The organism is Kitasatospora sp. NPDC059673, from assembly GCF_042734215.1.
Taxonomy (GTDB): domain Bacteria; phylum Actinomycetota; class Actinomycetes; order Streptomycetales; family Streptomycetaceae; genus Kitasatospora.
In genome coordinates this window covers 57,076-72,515 of the sequence record NZ_JBHWEN010000028.1, presented here as the reverse complement: position 1 = coordinate 72,515, position 15,440 = coordinate 57,076, and the positions used below count along the sequence as shown (strand labels likewise).

The window sequence follows — 15,440 nt, the reverse complement described above, 5'->3', positions numbered from 1 at the left end:
GCGTGCTCTCGGTGCGGACGGGCCCGAGGGGCCCGTGCCGCGGTGTTCGCGGCGCGGGCCCCTCGGTGAGCGGTCAGTAGCGCAGGTCGGCGGCGATCCGGCCGGCGTCGGAGAGGGTGCCGTCGGGGACGAAGCAGACGTCGGCGCCGGCGTCCAGGGCACGTTCGATGACCTCGTCGACGATGTCCTCGCGGGCGCCGGGCTCGTCCGCCTCGGCGGGGACCAGGTGGTCGCCGTCGTCGCGGACGGTGGTGCGGAGGTTCTCCTCGACCACCAGCAGGGCGATCCGGCCCTCGTTGACGGTCTGCCAGACCTCGTCCAGGCCGGCCGCGAAGGCCTTGCGGCCGCGGGCCTTGTCGAGCTGGGCGAGCGCGGTGGAGATCTCCTGGTCGGCGTGGGCGCGGACGGCGGACTCGATCACCTGGCGGACCTTCTCGGCGCCGGCCTGGGCGAGGCCGCCGTGCGGGAGCTGGGCGGTGGATTCCTTGGTGATCGGGCCGACCGCGTCCAGCAGGGCGAGCGCGGGGGCGTCGCCGACCACGAACAGCGGGCGGGGGTCGGCGGCGAGCACCTTGCCGATCTCGATGTCGGCCTGCCGCAGGAAGGTCTTGGTCTCCTCGTCGCGGAAGGTGCTGGGGGTGTCGCCGATCTGCTCCTGGCGCTCCGGGTCGGGGTTGTCGTACTCCCGGATCAGCGGGAAGCCGTAGCCGGTCTCCTCGGTCACCCGTTCCTCGGTGCCGCCCCACAGCACCACCCGGTCGGCGGCGACGGCGAGCACCCAGTGCGGGCGCTCGGCGATCTGCGCGGCGACCAGGTTGCGGGTCAGGAAGGTGTCGGACAGGACCACCCGGGCGGCGGCGGTACGGCCGAGTGACCACACCTGGTGCTCGCCGGGCGCGACGAGGATCGCCAGTCCGTCCTCGGCGTGCACCAGGTCGACCTCGGTGACGGCCTGGTCGAGCTGCCCCAGCACGTCGATCCGGACGGCGCGGTCGACCTTGGGGTCGGCCTGGACCCTCTCCTTCGCCTCGGCCACCAAATTGCGCAGCCGGACCGGGTCCTGTGCGTTGTCCGGCTCCCGCCGGTGCGTGGGCATCAGGATCGACACCGCCGGGTACGGGCGCGGCCGGCGCAGCTCGGCGAGGACGGCGGGGCTGAGGGCGGGGTGCATGGAGACCCTTTCCGAAGGCGGTTCGGCCTTCTGTGCGTGGACGCGCGAAGCCTGTGTTTCTGCTCCCGAATGTCCCAAATGTACCCATCTGCCCTTCGGCACGTCCCCCCGATGGCCCGCCCGACACGCCGTGTTCGGCCGTTCCCGCCGCCCGCCGCTCAGCCGCGTCCCTCGGCGAGGCGACCGGCAGCGAGGCGACGCGCGGCGAGGCGACGGGCGGCGAGATGGGCGGCGACGGCTCCGAGTGCGCCGAGGGTGTAGCCGAGCAGGTCGGAGGGGTCGAAGGTGGTGCCGAGGACGAGCCGGGCCAGGCGGCTGTGCGAGCCGAGCGTTTCGGGGACGCCGGTGAGCTGGAACAGTTCGACGGCCCAGCTGGCGGCGAGCGCGGCGGCGCCGGCGGTCCACGGCCGCAGGCGGGGCGCGGCAGCCATCAGCAGTGTGTGCAGCAGCGCGGTGTAGAGCGCCCCGCCGAGCAGCGCCCCGGCGGCGGACGGCAGCAGTCCGGGGGCGAGCAGACCGAGTGCGACGACGGCCACGGCGGCCAGCGACCAGCCGACCCGGTGCCAAAGCTGATGTCCCGTCAACTTACTAACATGCAAAGAATTTTGGCGCTCGGGAGGGTACGGAGGCCGGGGCGGGTGCGGGTCGCTGGTGCGCATCCGCACAGCCCATCACACGGGTCGGTCGCGGGTGCGGCCGGGCCCGGCCCTACGGTGGAGGCATGCGGACCATCGAGTTGACCTGCGCCCCGGCGCTGGACCGGGCGGTGCGGACGGTGTGGCGGCAGTTGGCCGACGGCGGGGTGGACTCGCTGGCGGACAACCCGCATCCGGCGCACCGGCCGCACCTGACGCTGGCGGCGTGCGGGGCGATCGAACCGGAGCGGCTCGCCGGGCTGGGTGAACTCCTGGCCGGCGCACTGCCGTTGGAGGTGCGGTTCACCGGCCTGCTGTCCTTCGGCGCGCGCAGCCGGCGGCGGGTGCTGACCTGGGGCGTGGTGCCCGGCCCGGCGCTGGTGGAGCTGCACCGCGAGGTGTGGCGACTGCTGGCCGACGTCCCGGATCCCGATCCGCGGTATCTGCCGGGCCGTTGGATGCCGCACCTGGGCCTGACCCGTCGCCTGGAGCCGGACGCTCTCGCGCTGGCGCACGAACTGCTGGGCCGCCACCCGGACGTGACCGGAACCTTCGACGCGGCGAGGACGTTCGACTCCGAGACCCAACTCACCGTCCCGTTGCCGACGGTGGCTGCGCCGGGCGCCTGACGACCGGCCTGCCACGGGCTCCGGAACGCGCTGCGGCTTCCGCGTCGAACGCGCCGCCGCTCCCCCGCCGAACGCCCTGACCTCCCCGGCGTACGCCCCTTGCCCTGGTGAAAGACGCTTCCCTGGCGGGGCCGGGTTTGGTTGACTTCCGGTCATGACCTCCCGTGTGTTCGAGACCGTGCCGCCCGACCCGATCGCCTACCTGGATCGACTGGCCGTCTCGGATCCCGGTCTCGACTACAAGGCGACGATGCTCACGGCGCTGGCCGCCGAGTGCGGTCACACCGTGGTGGACCTGGGGTGCGGCCCGGGCACCGATCTGGCGGCGCTGGCCGAGGTGGTCGGCGCCGAGGGCACCGTGTACGGGGTGGATCACGACCGGGAGGCGGCCGACGCGGCCACCGACCGGACGGCGCACCTGTTCCAGGTCGCGGTGCGGCTCGCCGATGTGCACGACCTGCCGCTGGCGGACGCCAGTTGCGACCGGGCGCGCGCCGACCGGGTGCTCCAGCACGTCGCGGATCCGGCGCTCGCCCTGCGCGAGGCCCACCGGGTGCTGCGTCCCGGCGGTCTGCTGGTGCTGGGCGAGCCGGACTGGGGCACCCTGACCATCGACCACCCGGAGCCGTCGCTGACCGCCGCGTACACCCGGTACGTCACCGACCACGCGGTGCGCAACGCCCGGATCGGCAGCCAGCTGCCGCGGCTGGCCGCGGAGGCCGGCCTGGAGGTGGTCGACGTCCACCCGCTCACGCCGGTCTTCCGCGAGGTGGCCGCCGCCGACCGGGTCCTCGGGCTGCAGCGGGTCACCCACCGCGCCGTCGCCGCGGGCTACCTCTCCCCCGCCGACGCCGACCGCTGGCTCGACCACCTGGCCACCGGCCCGTTCCTGGCCACCGTCACGTTCCACGTCGTCACCGCCCGGGCCTGACGGGGCCGGCTTTCAGGCGCGGCCGAGGGCCCGGTCCACGGTGATCTCGATGACCACCCGCTCCGGGTTCTCCCGGGGCGGGCGGTAGCGCTCGGCGTAGCGGCGTTCGGCGTCGGCGACGGAGGCGGCGTCCTGGCGGATCACGGCGCGGCCTTCCAGGGTGGCCCAACGTGCCCGGTCCACCTGGCAGATGGCGACCCGCTGGCCGGCCTCGCCGGCGGCCAGCACGTTGCGGACCTTTCGGCTCTCCCGGCTGCTGATCACCCGGGCGATCCCGGTTTCGGGGTCGAAGGTCGCGCCGACGGGCACCACATGCGGGGTGCCGTCGGGGCGCAGCGTGGTGAGGGTGCACAGCTGGTACTCGCGCCAGAAGGCGAGGTAGGCGGGGTCGAGGTTGTGGATGTCGTGTGCCATGTCGGCATGGTACGGCGGCCCCACTGGGTGGGGTGCGGGCCGGGCCCGGTAGCGTCGTCGCTGGTGGGGGCGGTCCCTGTCGGGTGTGGCGCGGTGGCGGAGGGAGTCCGGGGTGGCGACGGCGGAGGTTCGGGAGAGCGGTCAACTGTCCTTTTCCGCACGGCAGTTCGCGGTGAGTGGTTTCGCCTCGCGGCCGGACGCGGAGGGTCCGAAGCGACGCGGGAAGCTGCTGCGGGAGCGGGTGCCGCTGCCGTCGCATGCCGGGCTGGTGCTGTCGGCGGCGCGGCCGGAGGTGGTGGCGGCGGTGGAGTCGGCGAACGCGGGCCGGCTGCCGCACCTGGTGCCGCTGCGGATCGGGCGGATGGCGGCGTCACCGTTCGCGTTCCTGCGCGGTTCGGCCGGCCTGATGGCGCACGACCTGGCGACCACACCGGTGAGCGGGGTCACCGCGCAGCTGTGCGGGGACGCGCACGCGGCGAACTTCGGCCTGTACGGGGACGCCCGGGGCCGGCTGGCGCTGGACCTGAACGACTTCGACGAGACGGTCGTCGGCCCGTGGGAGTGGGACCTGAAGCGCCTGGTGGCGAGCCTGGTCCTGGCGGGCCGCCAGCTGGGCGCGGACGAAACCGCCTGCCGGCAGGCGGCGTTCGACGCGGCGGCGACGTACCGGCGGACGGTGCGGCGGCTGGCGAAGCTCCCGGCGCTGGACGCGTGGAACGCCTGGGATGCCATCGCGGAGCACCAGTTGGTGGAGTTCGCGGAGGCGCACGAGCTGAGCGAGGTGCTGGCGGCGGTGTCGGCGAAGGCGTTGCGCAACACCGGCGCGAAGTTCGCGGCCCGCTCCACCGTCCGCACGGAGGACGGGGGTTGGCGGTTCGTTGCGGCGCCGCCGATCCTGTCCGAGGTGACGGATCGTCAGGCTTCTTTGACAGCGGGCGCGTTGTCCTCGTATCGCGACACGGTGCCGGCGGAGCTGCACCCGCTGCTGGACCGTTTCCAGGTGCAGGACGTGGCGTTCCGGGTGGTCGGCACGGGCAGTGTCGGCACCCGCTCCTACGTGGTGCTGCTGACCGACCGCAGGGGCGGGCCCCTGGTGCTCCAGGTGAAGGAGGCCCGCCCGTCGGTGCTGCTGCCGCACCTGGTGCGGGCCGGTTTCCCCGTCCCGGCGGAGGGCGGCCACGAGGGCCGCCGGGTGGTGCTCGGCCAGAAGCGCATGCAGGTGGTGTCGGACCCGCTGATGGGCTGGACCACCGTCGCCGGACTCCCGTACCAGGTACGCCAGTTCCGCAACCGCAAGGGCAGCGTCGATCCGGCCGCCCTGACCCCCGCCCAACTCGACGACTACGCCCGCCTCACCGCCGCGCTCCTCGCCCGCGCCCACGCCCACACCGCCGACGCCGCCCTCATCGCCGGCTACTGCGGCAAGGACGACGGCCTCGACGAGGCCCTGGCCGCCTTCGCCGTCACCTACGCCGACCAGTCCGAATCCGACCACGCCGCCCTCCTCACGGCCATCCGCTCCGGTCGCCTCCCCGCCGAGAGCTGACACCGGGGCGGGGACTCCGCGGGGCCCTGCACCATGCACAATGGGCGCATGCGGGTACGAACGGTGCGGGTAGCGGAACTGTCGGCGCTTCAGGAGATCGAGCGGGCCGCCGGCAGGTGGTTCCACGAGGTCGGGATGGCGGAGATCGCGGAGGACGAGCCGCTGTCGGTCGGGGAGTTGGGGCGGTTCGTCGAGGCGGGGCTGGCCTGGGTGGCGGTGGACGGCGAGGACCGGCCGGTGGCGTATCTGATCGCCGAGCGGGTGGACGATGCGCTGCATGTGGAGCAGGTGTCGGTGCATCCGGATGCGGCGCGTCGGGGTGTCGGGCGGGCGTTGCTGGAGCATGCGGCGCAGGTGGCGCGGGCCGAGGGACTGCCGGCGGTGACGCTGACGACCTTCGCCGAGGTGCCGTGGAACGCGCCGTACTACGCCCGTTGCGGGTTCCGGCCGGTGCCGGAGGAGTTGCTCGGTCCGCAGCTGCGCGAGGTGCGGGCGCGGGAGGCGGAGCACGGGTTGGACCGCTGGCCGCGGCTGGCGATGCGCCGTACTCTCTGAGCCACCCGGTGTTGCGCGAAATCCCCTGGCCGGACGGGCTGTCGGCGCGTCATGATCGTCAGCATGAACGTGCTCTCCCCCACCCTGCTGCTCGCGCCCCGGATCAACGAGACCGGCCTTCAGCTGCGCACGGCCGCCGGCCGGCGCGGGCTGCGGGCGTTCACGGCATCCTCCTGGCGGGCCCCGCAGGAGCTGTTGGGGCAGCGGGTCCACCTCTACGGCGGCCCGTTGTTCGGCGACGCGGTCGGCCGGGCGCTGGGCCTCGGCCTGTTGGAGCCCTCCGCCGACTGGCTGGCCGCGCTGCCCCGTGAACTGACGGGCCGCACCGTCGAGTTGACCACACTCGGGGCGGCGCGGCGGCTGGCCGGGCCGGTGTTCGTGAAGGCCCCGGCGGACAAGCACTTCGCGGCGCGGGTGTATCGCGACGGCGGCGACCTGCCGGGCCCGGAGCTGCTGGACGGGGACGTGCCGGTGCTGGTCAGCGAGGTGGTCCAATTCGCCGTCGAGTACCGGCTGTTCGTGCTGGACGGCGCGGTGCGGGCGGCGTCCCGGTACGCACGGGACGGCGAACTGTCCATCGGCGCACCGGAGTCGGACGGCCTGCAGGCGTTCGCCGCCGAGGTGCTCGCGGCCTCCGCCGAGTGCGCGCCGCTGCCGAGCGCGGCGGTGGTGGACGTCGGCCGCACGCCCGGCGGTTGGGCGGTGGTGGAGGCCAACGCGGCCTGGGCGAGCGGCGGTTACGCGTGCGACCCGGACGCGGTGCTGGACGTGGTGCTGCGGGCGGCCGGGCCGCTCCACCAACTCCCGGACGGCGACCAGCCGTTCCTTCGCGAGCTGCCGCAGATCGAGGACTGAGGCGGACCTACGGGGTGCGCCGGGCGGCCCGGCTGGGCGAGGATGATCGCCATGAACTCCTCGCACCTCACTCACATCGCCGAGCCGCCCGGCGTCGCCCCGGCCGCGAACTACACCCACGTGGTCACCGGCACCGGCCGGCTGGTCCAGATCTCCGGGCAGGTCGCCCTCGACGAGCAGGGCCGGGTCGTCGGCGAAGGCGACCCCGGGGCGCAGGCCCGGCAGGTGTTCGCGAACCTGGACCGCTGCCTGGCGGCGGCCGGCGCGAGCTTCGCCGACGTGGTGAAGCTGACCGTCTTCGTCACCGACATCGCGTACCTCCCGGCGATCCGCGAGGCCCGGGAGGCCCACCTCGACCCGGCGCGGCTCCCGGCGAGCTCGGCGATGCAGGTGGTGGCGCTGTTCCGGCCGGAGATCCTGATCGAGATCGAGGCGCTGGCCCTCGTCGCCGATCGAACGCCCGTCCATCCGTAATCCCCGTCTCCGGTCCGCCGGTTGGGATTCCACGGCTGGCTGGATTCCGTGCTGCTGCGGGGCCGGTGCGCCGCATACGGTCGGAGATGGCTGCCGGTCGGCAGCTCGCAGTCTCTCGCCAGGAGGACGGATGACCACCGCCGCGCACCCCGACGCCCCCGGCGCGCAGCCGCTGGTGCCCCTGCACTGCCTGCTGCGCGCCGAGCCCGGCCCCCCGAGGCCGGCGGCGCTGCCGACCGGCACCCCGGTGTGGGTGCTGACCCGGCACGCGGACGTCCGGCAGGCGCTGGCCAACCCCGGCTTCGGCCGGGCCACGCTGTACGCGCCGGACGCCCCGCCGCTGACCCTGACTCCGAACATCCTGGACGACCCGGCGTCGATGCTGAACAGCGACGGCCCCGACCACCAGCTGATCCGCCGCACCGTGCAGCGCGCTTTCACGCCACGGGCGATCGAACGCTGGCGGCCCTGGGTGGACGGCGTGGTACGGGAGTTGGTGGACGACCTGGTCGCCTCGGGCTCGCCCGCGGACGTGGTCGCGGCGCTCACCAAGCCGCTGCCGGTGCGGGTGATCAGCCGGCTGATGGAACTCGAGGGCCTGGACATCGACCGGCTCGGCCACTGGAGCGACCACGCGCTGTCCACCACGGCGTACACCGCGGACGAGATCCGCACCGCCATCCGGGAGTTCGGCGAGTTCGGGTACCAGCTGGTGGTGGCCCGCCGCAAGAACCCCGGCGAGGACCTGGTGAGTTCGCTGGTGCAGGCCGCCGACCAGACCGGCGGGGTCACCGAGGAACAGCTGACCTCGCTCACCATCGGCCTGGTGGTCGCCGGGCACGAGACCACCATGACCAGCTTCGGCAACGCCCTGGTGTACCTGCTCGACCCCCAGCACGCCGACGCCTGGCGGCGGATCGGCGAGGACCTGACCGCGGCGACCGCGGCCACCGAGCAGATCCTGCGCACCGTCCCGCTCGGCGACCGCACCTCCGCCCCCGGACTGCTGCGCCGCGCCGTCACCGACGTGGAGATCGGCGGGGTGACCATCCCCGAGGGCGCGATCATCGCCTGCGACGCGAGCTCCGCCAACCTCGACCCGGATGTCTACCCGCAGGGCCCGACCGATCTCTTCGCGCCGCTCGGCACCCCGTCGCTGACCTTCGGCGCCGGCCCGCACCACTGCCTGGGCGCCTGGCTGGCCCGGATGGAACTCGAACTCGGCCTGCACCACCTGGCCCGCGTCCTGCCCGGGCTGCGCCTCGCCACCCCCGTCGAGGAGATCGCCTGGCGCACCGGCCTGCTCACCCGCAGCCCGCTGCGCCTGGAGGTGGCCTGGTGAGCACCGACTCCGTCGTCGTGACGGTCGACCAGCACCGCTGCATCGGCAGCGGCCTGTGCGCCCGCACCGCCCCCGACGCCCTCACCCTCGCCCCCAACGGCCGCGCCACCCCTGTCCACCCCACCGCCACGCCCTCCCCCGACCTCACCGAGGCCGCCGAGATGTGCCCCGTCGAGGCCATCGCCGTCCACCACGCCACCACCGGCGAACTCCTCGCCCCCGTCTGGTAGTCGCCCGACCGCACCGGCCCCGGGAGCACGCCCCTCCCGGGGCCGGTGGGTTGCGCGGCCGGCCCGGTCGGCCCTGCACGGTCCGGCCCTCCGATCAGCCAGCCGCCCCCGGCCGGAGCGGGAGTGCGGTGTGTCGGCGGCAGCGCTCCTCAGCGACGCGGTTCGCGCTGCCGGGTACGGAGTTCCGCGCCAACCGCGCCTGCCAGAGCGGCGACGGTCGGCAGTGCCAGCAGCGCCCAGGCCGGGGTGAAGCTGTCGGTGAGGTCGATCAGCAGGCCGAGGACGGGTGGCACGGTGATGACGGCGAGCTGGTTGACGGACATGGCCAGGCCCAGGGCGAATCCGGTCCGGCCCGCCGGGGCTGTTTCGGTGACGTGGGCGACCCATGGGCCGTACCAGCCGAAGCCGAAGAAGCCGAGCCAGACGAAGACACCGGAGGCGACGACCGGGGCGCCGCCGAGCGGTGTCATCAGCACGGCCAGGCCGGCGATCACGGCGGCCATGCAGACCAGGACGACGGCGTGGCGACCGAACCTGCTGCGGTCGCTCCAGGCGGCCAGGCAGATCCGGCCCGCGACGCCCGCCCCCTGGGCGGCCACCAGGACCCGGGCGGCCTGCCCGGCGCCGACCGATGCCTCCCGGTGGAGGTGCAGCACCGTCAGAATGCCGACGCCGTACTGGACCGAGACCAGGCTGGTCCCCGCCAGCATGATCTTCACCATGGACGGTTCACGGAGCATCCGCAGCCGGGCGCGGAGCTGGGCCGAGAGCGGGACCGACGGCTCCTTCTCGGGCAGGACGGGCGGCGCGGGTGGCCGCCGGTAGCAGCCCAGGAAGAGGCCGGCCCCGAGCAGCGCGACGAGGCAGCCCGTCACCAGGGTCGCCCGCCAGCCGAACTCCTCGGCCACCACGGGGAGTACGGCCGAGGCGAGGGCCGCACCGAGCGGCAGCCCGGCCTGCCTGACGCCCATGGCGAAGCCCCGCCGGGACGCGTCGAACCAGGACGCCACCGACTTGCTCCCGCCCGGCTGGACGGTGCTGTAGCCGGCGCCGACCACCAGCAGCGCGCCCAGCAGCGCCGGATATCCGGGCGCCAGGCTCCCCGCGCCCAGGGCCAGCCCGACCACGCCGGCCCCGATCCCCACCACCCACCGTTCGCCGTACCGGTCCAGCAGCTCACCGGCCACCAACAGCCCGGCCAGTGGCGCGAGTTGGGCAGCCGAGACCAGCAGGCCGAGCTGCGCCGCGCTCAGGCCCAACGCTGTCTCGAGCTGGACGCCGAGCGCTCCGATGCCGCCCACGAAGAACCCGGACGCGGCCTGGGTGAACGTGGCGATGCCCAGCACGACCCAGCGGTAGCGCCACGGGTCGCGGCGCGCGGATCCGGCATGTACGGCGGCGGCCTGTTGTGTCATGCCGCCCACTCTGTTGTCATGCCCTTGTGCAACTCAACCCTTACGGCGAGGACGCCGTGAACCTGGCCGCTGACCTGGCCAACCGCCGCCCCGAAAGCGCGGGCGAACTGGCGGACCGCTGCCGCGCCGCCGGCCTGACAGTGGAACGCCCGGTGGCGGCGGACGATCTGCACCGTGCCCTGGCCGCACTCGACGCCTGGGAACAAGTCGTCGACGCCCCCGGGGAGCAGGAGCGCGCCGACCTGCTGAACCGCATGCTGGCCGAGGCCGCCGCGTACCCCCGGCTGACCTCCCACGCCGGAACCGGCTGGCATCTGCACTACCGGGACGCGGAACAGCCGCTCGGCGCCCTCCTGTTCACCCTGTTCGCGGTCGGCACCGCCCTGCACCTGGCGGGCCGGGGCATGCACCGGCTGGGGCGCTGCGAGGTGACCGAGTGCGAGACGGCCTTCGCCGACACCTCACGCACCGGACGCCGGCGCTACTGCTCCCAGCGCTGCGCCAACCGCGACGCCGTCCGCCGGCACCGGGCACGAACTGCGGCCACCTGACGGCGAGTTCGCCTGGGTCCTGCTCAGTCGAAGCGCAGATGCCGGATTTTGACGGCGGCCCGGCGCAGCGTCGCGCGGAGCGCCGTGTCGGTGTCCGGGGCGGGGTGCAGTCCGGCGAGTTGGGCGATGCGGTCGGCGACCTGGGTGACGGTCAGCCGGTCGGTGCGCAGGTGGGTGGCGAAGGCGGGGCCGGCGAGCCGGTGCAGGCAGTCGTCGAGGCGGCGGACGGCGAAAGTCTCGCCGTTCGGCGGGGCGGGCAGGTGGGCGAGGCGTCGCAGGTGGTGCACGGGTTCGCGTTCGGCGAGGCGGCGCAGCACGGTGGCGCGGTCGGCGAGCAGCGTGAAGTGCCGTACGTCGTGGCCGAGTTCGCGCAGGCGGCCGACCGTCTCGGTGAAGTACGCCGGCTCGGTGACGGTCATCGGCACGATCAGCGGGCCGGGGTGACGGCGCACGGCGAGGTCGAGCATCTCGACGGTCCCGGTGCGCCACGCGGTCAGGTCCTGGAAGTCGCCGCGCAGCGCCGGGGGCAGCATCCGGTGAAGGCCGAATCCGAGGTGTTCGGGGTCGCAGACCACGGCTCCCGGCAGGCGGCGGGCCAGGTTGTGTGCAGTCTGCGTCTTTCCGCCCCCGAACGGCCCGTTGATCCACAGCAGCACGGCCGATGCCTCCACTTGTCACTCGACACCCATCGATGTCACCACCATCGCACGGCACTTGCGTCGCCCGCCCCGGTGGGGCCGATCGCTCTGGCGCGCCGGGCTCGCCTGATCAGCTCCGCCGCCCCCGCCCGATGGCCTGGGGGAAGTCGAAGAACCCGTCCGGGTCGTACGCGGCCTTGACGGCGAGCAGGCGCGGGAGGTTCGCGCCGTAGTAGGCGTGGCCGAAGTCGTCGAGGTACGGGTCGGCGTAGTTGACGTACGCGCTGTCCCCGGCCCACGGGCGCATGGCGCGGCGCAGGCCCTGCTGCCAGCGGGCCGCCGCGTCCAGGGCGGCGGGCGGGGTGCCGGGGTCGAAGACGCTGTGGTACTGGGCCGAGAACAGGGCGTCGCGGTGGACGAACGCGGTGTCGGCGGGGGCCACGCGTCCGACGGCCCCGCGCAGGCTGTCCAGCAGGACGTAGCCCGGACCGCCGTCCGTCGCGCGGCGGTTGACGGCGGTGACCAGCGCGTGGAGGCCGGCGGGCGGCAGCCGGACCGGGAAGAAGTTGGACGTCGCGACGAACGGCGGCCGGTCGATCACGCCGTGCGGCGTCGCGCCGGTCAGGCGGAGTTGGGCCACGCTGCCCGGGATCCCCGTCATCGACATGATCATTTCCCGGTAGGGGATGACCTCGTTGCTCAGCTCGACCGGCTGGATCCCGACGGCGGCGACCAACTGCTCGGCGAGGCCGAGCCCTTCGCCGAGGACGTACAGCGCCGACTCCACCGTGCACTGCCCCGTCTCCTCGGCGGTCAGCCGCAGGCTGGACCACGCCTCGTCGGGCAGTCCCGGTGCCCAGCGCTGCCAGGCGTCGACGATCCGGGCCGCGTCACGCCAATTCCAGCGCAGGTGGGCCCGGGTCACCTCGGTCGTGGGGTGCGTGCGGAACGTGAACGCCGTGACCACCCCGAAGTTGCCGCCTCCCCCGCCGCGCAACGCCCAGAACAGCTCCGGCTCGCGCTCCGCCGAGCACTCCCTGACCCGGCCGTCGGCGGTCACCACCACGGCGGAGACCAGCCGGTCGCACGTCAGCCCGTAGGCCCGGCAGACGGCCCCGATGCCGCCGCCGAGTGTCAGCCCCGCGATGCCGACACTCGGGCAACTCCCCGCCGGAATGCTCCGGTTCTCGGCGAGCAGCGCGTCGTAGACGTCGATGAGCAGCGCCCCGGCCCCGACCGTGGCGGTCCCGGTCGCGGCCGGCCCCTCGGTGCCGACCGTGTTCATCCGGCTCAGGTCGAGCGTGACACCCGGGCTGGTGGACCACCCCCCGTAGCAGTGGCTCCCGCCGCGCGCCGCCAGCGGCAGCCCGTACCGGCGGGCGAACGCGAGTGTGTGCCGCACATCCTCGACCCCCTGCGCGAACACCACGGCCTGCGGGTGAACGTCGAACCGCGAGTTGTAGGGCAGCCGGGCCACCCCGTACTCCGCGTCCCCGGGCCGCACCAGAGTGCCGTCGAGATCGCGGGCCAGTCCGTCCCAGTCGGTCAAGGTCGTGCGCGGCATCGGCTTCATCCTGCCGATTGTGAGGCCCCACCGCCCCTGATGGCCAGGTGCATCCTGCCGTGACGGGTGCGCACTCGTGGGACAACGGGCCCTGACCGGCCGCGAGTTGCTCATCCGCGACGGCCCCCCGGCAGGCCGCACCGGCACGATGACCTGCGGCATCGTCGAAGTCGGGGGCTCGGTCTACGCTGTGCCCACGGCCACCGGCCACCGACAGGAGCAGACGTGATGAATGACAGCAGACACACGGCAGTTGCGCTTCGCGATGCCCATTTCCGGCTGAAGCGACTGGTCCGTGCCTGGGAGGAAGGCGCCCCCGTCAGCACGGTGTGCGGCCGCGAGCCGCTGGGCCCGGCCTGGCAGTACTCGGACCGGCCGGACGAGGCCTGCTACCTCGACGGCCGGGTGATCGAGCTGGCGAGCGGCCTGACGGTGGTCGCCCAACTGACCGTCGGCTTCGGCACGATCGGCGCGGACGTCCTGGCGTCCGTCACCGTCGAGGACGACGAGGGCAACGTCACCGAGCTGCTGTCCACCGGGCCCGAGGAGTTCCCCGCGAGCGCCGCGGAACTGGCCACCGAGATCGGGCGGTGCCTGACCCGGATGGAACAACTGGACCTCTCACCCGTCGTCCGCTGACCTCCCGCCAGAACTTGATCGGGTAACCGCCTGACAGGTAGATGTGTGCGCGTGAATGACTCCATGCCCAGCGAATCCACTCCCGAGGGCCGCGAATCCACGCCCGAGGGCCGCGAACCCATTTCCTTCGCCACGAAGGCGAAAAACCTGGCCAAGAAGCACAAGCGGAAGCTGCTTGTGGCCGGTGGTGCCTTGGGCCTCGTGGTCCTGGCCGTCGTGGTCGCCCCTCTCGCCGAGGGGCGGGAAGCGGAGGACGCCGAGGATCCGGAGCCGCTCTCCGGCCCCGAACCCACGGACGAACGACGGTCCCTCCGCGCCTACGACGTTGACCCCCACCTGCGCAAGCTTCCCGAGGGTCAGAACGCCAGCGAGGAAAAGAAAGCCCAGTACAAGCAGGAGACAGGAAATGATCTCCCTGCTGACAGCACCTGGGTCGATGGGTGGTCCCACCAGGGCGACCCGCCCAAGGACGCGGACCCCGGCGAAGCCGCAGCCTGAGTCGGCGAGGAACGTGCTGCGCGCACCGGGCGACTGCGGCAGCCGGAGCGATCAGCCGATCACGAAGCACCTCGACGTGGTGATCAGCCCCGCCGCCACCAGGCCCTGACGGTCCGCCACCGCCCGCGCGCGGGGCGGGCCGCACGGTCCGCAAGCAGCGAGCGGCCCTCGAAGCGGCCGCCGGGCACCTCGATCGGCATTGTCCGGTTGGCCTCGGCGAGCAGTTCGGCGTGCGCGGCGTGCGAGGTACCGCGCACCGCCTCCTCGTAGGCGGCCAGCATGCCGCCCGCCGCGGCGGCGGCTCCGCGGTGTCGCCGCAGGGCCTGTCCGGCCAGCCCGAGCAGGGTCAGTACGCCGGCCAGCACCGCCAGCGTGATCAGGTAGGGCAGCATCGGCGCTCCGTCGTCCGTTCCGGCACTCCACCCTCCAACGTCCTTACCGGGCCGGGTGGTTCCTCAGTCTCGCGCGGGGAGGCCGAACAGTTCGGCGCAGCGGGCGAGGCCGGTGAGGGCGATGTCCGGGCGGCGGGTGGGCTGCCAGTCGGCGCGGTCCAGGCGGAAGCGCTGGGTGAGGGCGAGTTCGCCGAGGCGGTTGTCGCGTTCGAGGCCGTCGGGCCGGTAGCCGAGTCGGCGGGAGATCGCGGCGGAGGCGGCGTTGTCGGTGAACGAGGCGGAGATCGCCGAGTCGGCGGCCAGGCCGTCGAAGGCGAGGTGCAGCATCGCGGCGCGGGCCTCGCCGCCCAGGCCCCGGCCGTGGTGCTCGATGCCCAGCCAGGAGCCGGACAGGATCTCGCGGCGGATCGCGAACTCGGTGGCGCGCAGCGACTGGACGCCGACGGGCCGGCCCTCGTCGAAGACCACCAGCGGCAGCGCCCAGCCCTCGGGGGTCCACTCCGCCTGGGACCGCCAGTGGGCCTTGAGGACGGAGCGGGCCCGTTCGACGGGTGTGCCGTAGGACCAGGTGGAGCGGAACGGGCGGGTGCCGGGCTTGACGACGCCGCGGGCGGCGACGTCGGCGAGTTCGGCGAGTTCGGGTTCGGTGGGCAGCCGCAGCTCCAGGCGCGGGGTGCGCACGCTCAGGGCGGCGAGCGGCCAGTGGTCGGTCAGCATCGCATCAGTGTGCCCCGTGCGGGGCGCGGCAGTCGGTCATTTTCCGGGCGCCACAGGAGCGCCACAGGAGCGCCACAGGGGCGTCGCAAGGGTGCCCGCACGGGCGTCGCAGGGGTGCCCGCATGAGCGTCGCGGGCGCACCACAGTGGCATCGCAGGGGGCATCGCAGGGGGCATCGCACTCCGCTGGCCTGGTCGGTTCCGGTGGACGGCCGGTCCGCCGCTTCCCGAACGGCGGATAGGCT

Annotated in this window: 19 protein-coding genes; 11 read left to right on the top strand and 8 right to left on the bottom strand. The window is 73.8% G+C overall.

The features are described from left to right. Window positions 1–73 precede the first annotated feature (73 nt). Window positions 74–1,171, bottom strand: a complete 1,098-nt coding sequence (locus tag ACFV18_RS27345; protein ID WP_380487623.1) for a chemotaxis protein — start codon at window positions 1,169–1,171, stop codon at window positions 74–76. Window positions 1,172–1,329: 158 nt separating this feature from the next. After that, a complete protein-coding gene (locus tag ACFV18_RS27340; protein WP_380487621.1) occupies window positions 1,330–1,755 on the bottom strand; it encodes a DUF2809 domain-containing protein in 426 nt (141 codons plus the stop codon). 137 nt (window positions 1,756–1,892) lie between these two features. Between ACFV18_RS27340 and ACFV18_RS27335 the strand changes: the two genes are divergently transcribed. Continuing rightward, complete coding sequence (locus tag ACFV18_RS27335) at window positions 1,893–2,435, top strand: 2'-5' RNA ligase family protein (protein WP_380487618.1); 543 nt, start codon at window positions 1,893–1,895, stop codon at window positions 2,433–2,435. Between the two features lie 154 nt (window positions 2,436–2,589). Next, on the top strand, window positions 2,590–3,366 hold the full coding sequence (locus tag ACFV18_RS27330; protein WP_380487615.1) for a methyltransferase domain-containing protein: 777 nt from the start codon (window positions 2,590–2,592) through the stop codon (window positions 3,364–3,366). Between the two features lie 12 nt (window positions 3,367–3,378). On the opposite strand, the gene ACFV18_RS27325 is transcribed toward ACFV18_RS27330, so the two are convergent. Next, a complete protein-coding gene (locus ACFV18_RS27325) occupies window positions 3,379–3,780 on the bottom strand; it encodes a pyridoxamine 5'-phosphate oxidase family protein (protein ID WP_380487612.1) in 402 nt (133 codons plus the stop codon). Between the two features lie 172 nt (window positions 3,781–3,952). Between ACFV18_RS27325 and ACFV18_RS27320 the strand changes: the two genes are divergently transcribed. The 6 genes from ACFV18_RS27320 to ACFV18_RS27295 all read left to right on the top strand — a co-directional run bounded on the left by ACFV18_RS27320 (window position 3,953) and on the right by ACFV18_RS27295 (window position 8,782). Further along, window positions 3,953–5,326, top strand: coding sequence for a DUF2252 domain-containing protein (locus ACFV18_RS27320; RefSeq protein WP_380487610.1), 1,374 nt, complete (start codon window positions 3,953–3,955; stop codon window positions 5,324–5,326). Between the two features lie 48 nt (window positions 5,327–5,374). Beyond that, entirely contained in the window at window positions 5,375–5,881 is a 507-nt protein-coding gene (locus tag ACFV18_RS27315) for a GNAT family N-acetyltransferase (RefSeq protein WP_380487607.1), read from the top strand. A gap of 63 nt (window positions 5,882–5,944) precedes the next feature. After that, window positions 5,945–6,736 carry an ATP-grasp domain-containing protein gene (locus ACFV18_RS27310; protein WP_380487605.1) on the top strand — a complete coding sequence of 264 codons (792 nt, stop codon included), beginning with the start codon at window positions 5,945–5,947 and terminating at the stop codon, window positions 6,734–6,736. A 51-nt stretch (window positions 6,737–6,787) separates the two neighbouring features. Beyond that, window positions 6,788–7,210, top strand: a complete 423-nt coding sequence (locus ACFV18_RS27305; protein ID WP_380487603.1) for a RidA family protein — start codon at window positions 6,788–6,790, stop codon at window positions 7,208–7,210. A 130-nt stretch (window positions 7,211–7,340) separates the two neighbouring features. Next, window positions 7,341–8,552 (top strand): cytochrome P450, encoded by a 1,212-nt coding sequence (locus ACFV18_RS27300; protein WP_380487601.1) that lies wholly within the window; start codon window positions 7,341–7,343, stop codon window positions 8,550–8,552. Next, window positions 8,549–8,782: a ferredoxin gene (locus ACFV18_RS27295; protein WP_380487598.1), complete on the top strand. Its 234-nt coding sequence runs from the start codon at window positions 8,549–8,551 to the stop codon at window positions 8,780–8,782. The genes ACFV18_RS27300 and ACFV18_RS27295 overlap by 4 nt, the downstream gene beginning before the upstream one ends. Before the next feature lie 149 nt (window positions 8,783–8,931). On the opposite strand, the gene ACFV18_RS27290 is transcribed toward ACFV18_RS27295, so the two are convergent. Further along, window positions 8,932–10,197, bottom strand: coding sequence for an MFS transporter (locus ACFV18_RS27290; protein ID WP_380487595.1), 1,266 nt, complete (start codon window positions 10,195–10,197; stop codon window positions 8,932–8,934). A gap of 26 nt (window positions 10,198–10,223) precedes the next feature. On the opposite strand from ACFV18_RS27290, the gene ACFV18_RS27285 reads away from it, so the two are divergent. Then, window positions 10,224–10,748, top strand: coding sequence for a CGNR zinc finger domain-containing protein (locus tag ACFV18_RS27285; protein ID WP_380487593.1), 525 nt, complete (start codon window positions 10,224–10,226; stop codon window positions 10,746–10,748). Between the two features lie 23 nt (window positions 10,749–10,771). On the opposite strand, the gene ACFV18_RS27280 is transcribed toward ACFV18_RS27285, so the two are convergent. Both ACFV18_RS27280 and ACFV18_RS27275 read right to left on the bottom strand, forming a co-directional pair. Continuing rightward, window positions 10,772–11,404 carry an AAA family ATPase gene (locus tag ACFV18_RS27280; RefSeq protein WP_380487591.1) on the bottom strand — a complete coding sequence of 211 codons (633 nt, stop codon included), beginning with the start codon at window positions 11,402–11,404 and terminating at the stop codon, window positions 10,772–10,774. A gap of 112 nt (window positions 11,405–11,516) precedes the next feature. After that, window positions 11,517–12,950, bottom strand: coding sequence for an FAD-binding oxidoreductase (locus ACFV18_RS27275; protein WP_380487589.1), 1,434 nt, complete (start codon window positions 12,948–12,950; stop codon window positions 11,517–11,519). A 228-nt stretch (window positions 12,951–13,178) separates the two neighbouring features. Between ACFV18_RS27275 and ACFV18_RS27270 the strand changes: the two genes are divergently transcribed. Further along, window positions 13,179–13,589, top strand: a complete 411-nt coding sequence (locus tag ACFV18_RS27270; protein WP_380487587.1) for a hypothetical protein — start codon at window positions 13,179–13,181, stop codon at window positions 13,587–13,589. Window positions 13,590–13,652: 63 nt separating this feature from the next. Further along, window positions 13,653–14,087, top strand: a complete 435-nt coding sequence (locus ACFV18_RS27265; protein ID WP_380487585.1) for a hypothetical protein — start codon at window positions 13,653–13,655, stop codon at window positions 14,085–14,087. Between the two features lie 83 nt (window positions 14,088–14,170). Here the strand turns inward: ACFV18_RS27265 and ACFV18_RS27260 are convergent, their stop codons facing one another. After that, window positions 14,171–14,479, bottom strand: coding sequence for a hypothetical protein (locus ACFV18_RS27260; protein ID WP_380487583.1), 309 nt, complete (start codon window positions 14,477–14,479; stop codon window positions 14,171–14,173). Window positions 14,480–14,542: 63 nt separating this feature from the next. Further along, the gene (locus ACFV18_RS27255) at window positions 14,543–15,196 is read right to left on the bottom strand and encodes a GNAT family N-acetyltransferase (RefSeq protein ID WP_380487581.1); all 654 of its coding nucleotides are present in this window, start codon (window positions 15,194–15,196) and stop codon (window positions 14,543–14,545) included. Between the last annotated feature and the right edge of the window lie 244 nt (window positions 15,197–15,440).

Bases quoted from the DNA above. Each gene is read 5' to 3' on its own strand.
- ACFV18_RS27345 (WP_380487623.1), bottom strand. From the start codon at position 1,171: ATGCACCCCGCCCTCAGCCCCGCCGTCCTCGCCGAGCTGCGCCGGCCG.
- ACFV18_RS27335 (WP_380487618.1), top strand. From the start codon at position 1,893: ATGCGGACCATCGAGTTGACCTGCGCCCCGGCGCTGGACCGGGCGGTG.
- ACFV18_RS27330 (WP_380487615.1), top strand. From the start codon at position 2,590: ATGACCTCCCGTGTGTTCGAGACCGTGCCGCCCGACCCGATCGCCTAC.
- ACFV18_RS27325 (WP_380487612.1), bottom strand. From the start codon at position 3,780: ATGGCACACGACATCCACAACCTCGACCCCGCCTACCTCGCCTTCTGG.
- ACFV18_RS27315 (WP_380487607.1), top strand. From the start codon at position 5,375: ATGCGGGTACGAACGGTGCGGGTAGCGGAACTGTCGGCGCTTCAGGAG.
- ACFV18_RS27310 (WP_380487605.1), top strand. From the start codon at position 5,945: ATGAACGTGCTCTCCCCCACCCTGCTGCTCGCGCCCCGGATCAACGAG.
- ACFV18_RS27305 (WP_380487603.1), top strand. From the start codon at position 6,788: ATGAACTCCTCGCACCTCACTCACATCGCCGAGCCGCCCGGCGTCGCC.
- ACFV18_RS27300 (WP_380487601.1), top strand. From the start codon at position 7,341: ATGACCACCGCCGCGCACCCCGACGCCCCCGGCGCGCAGCCGCTGGTG.
- ACFV18_RS27290 (WP_380487595.1), bottom strand. From the start codon at position 10,197: ATGACACAACAGGCCGCCGCCGTACATGCCGGATCCGCGCGCCGCGAC.
- ACFV18_RS27275 (WP_380487589.1), bottom strand. From the start codon at position 12,950: ATGCCGCGCACGACCTTGACCGACTGGGACGGACTGGCCCGCGATCTC.
- ACFV18_RS27270 (WP_380487587.1), top strand. From the start codon at position 13,179: ATGAATGACAGCAGACACACGGCAGTTGCGCTTCGCGATGCCCATTTC.
- ACFV18_RS27265 (WP_380487585.1), top strand. From the start codon at position 13,653: ATGCCCAGCGAATCCACTCCCGAGGGCCGCGAATCCACGCCCGAGGGC.
- ACFV18_RS27260 (WP_380487583.1), bottom strand. From the start codon at position 14,479: ATGCTGCCCTACCTGATCACGCTGGCGGTGCTGGCCGGCGTACTGACC.
- ACFV18_RS27255 (WP_380487581.1), bottom strand. From the start codon at position 15,196: ATGCTGACCGACCACTGGCCGCTCGCCGCCCTGAGCGTGCGCACCCCG.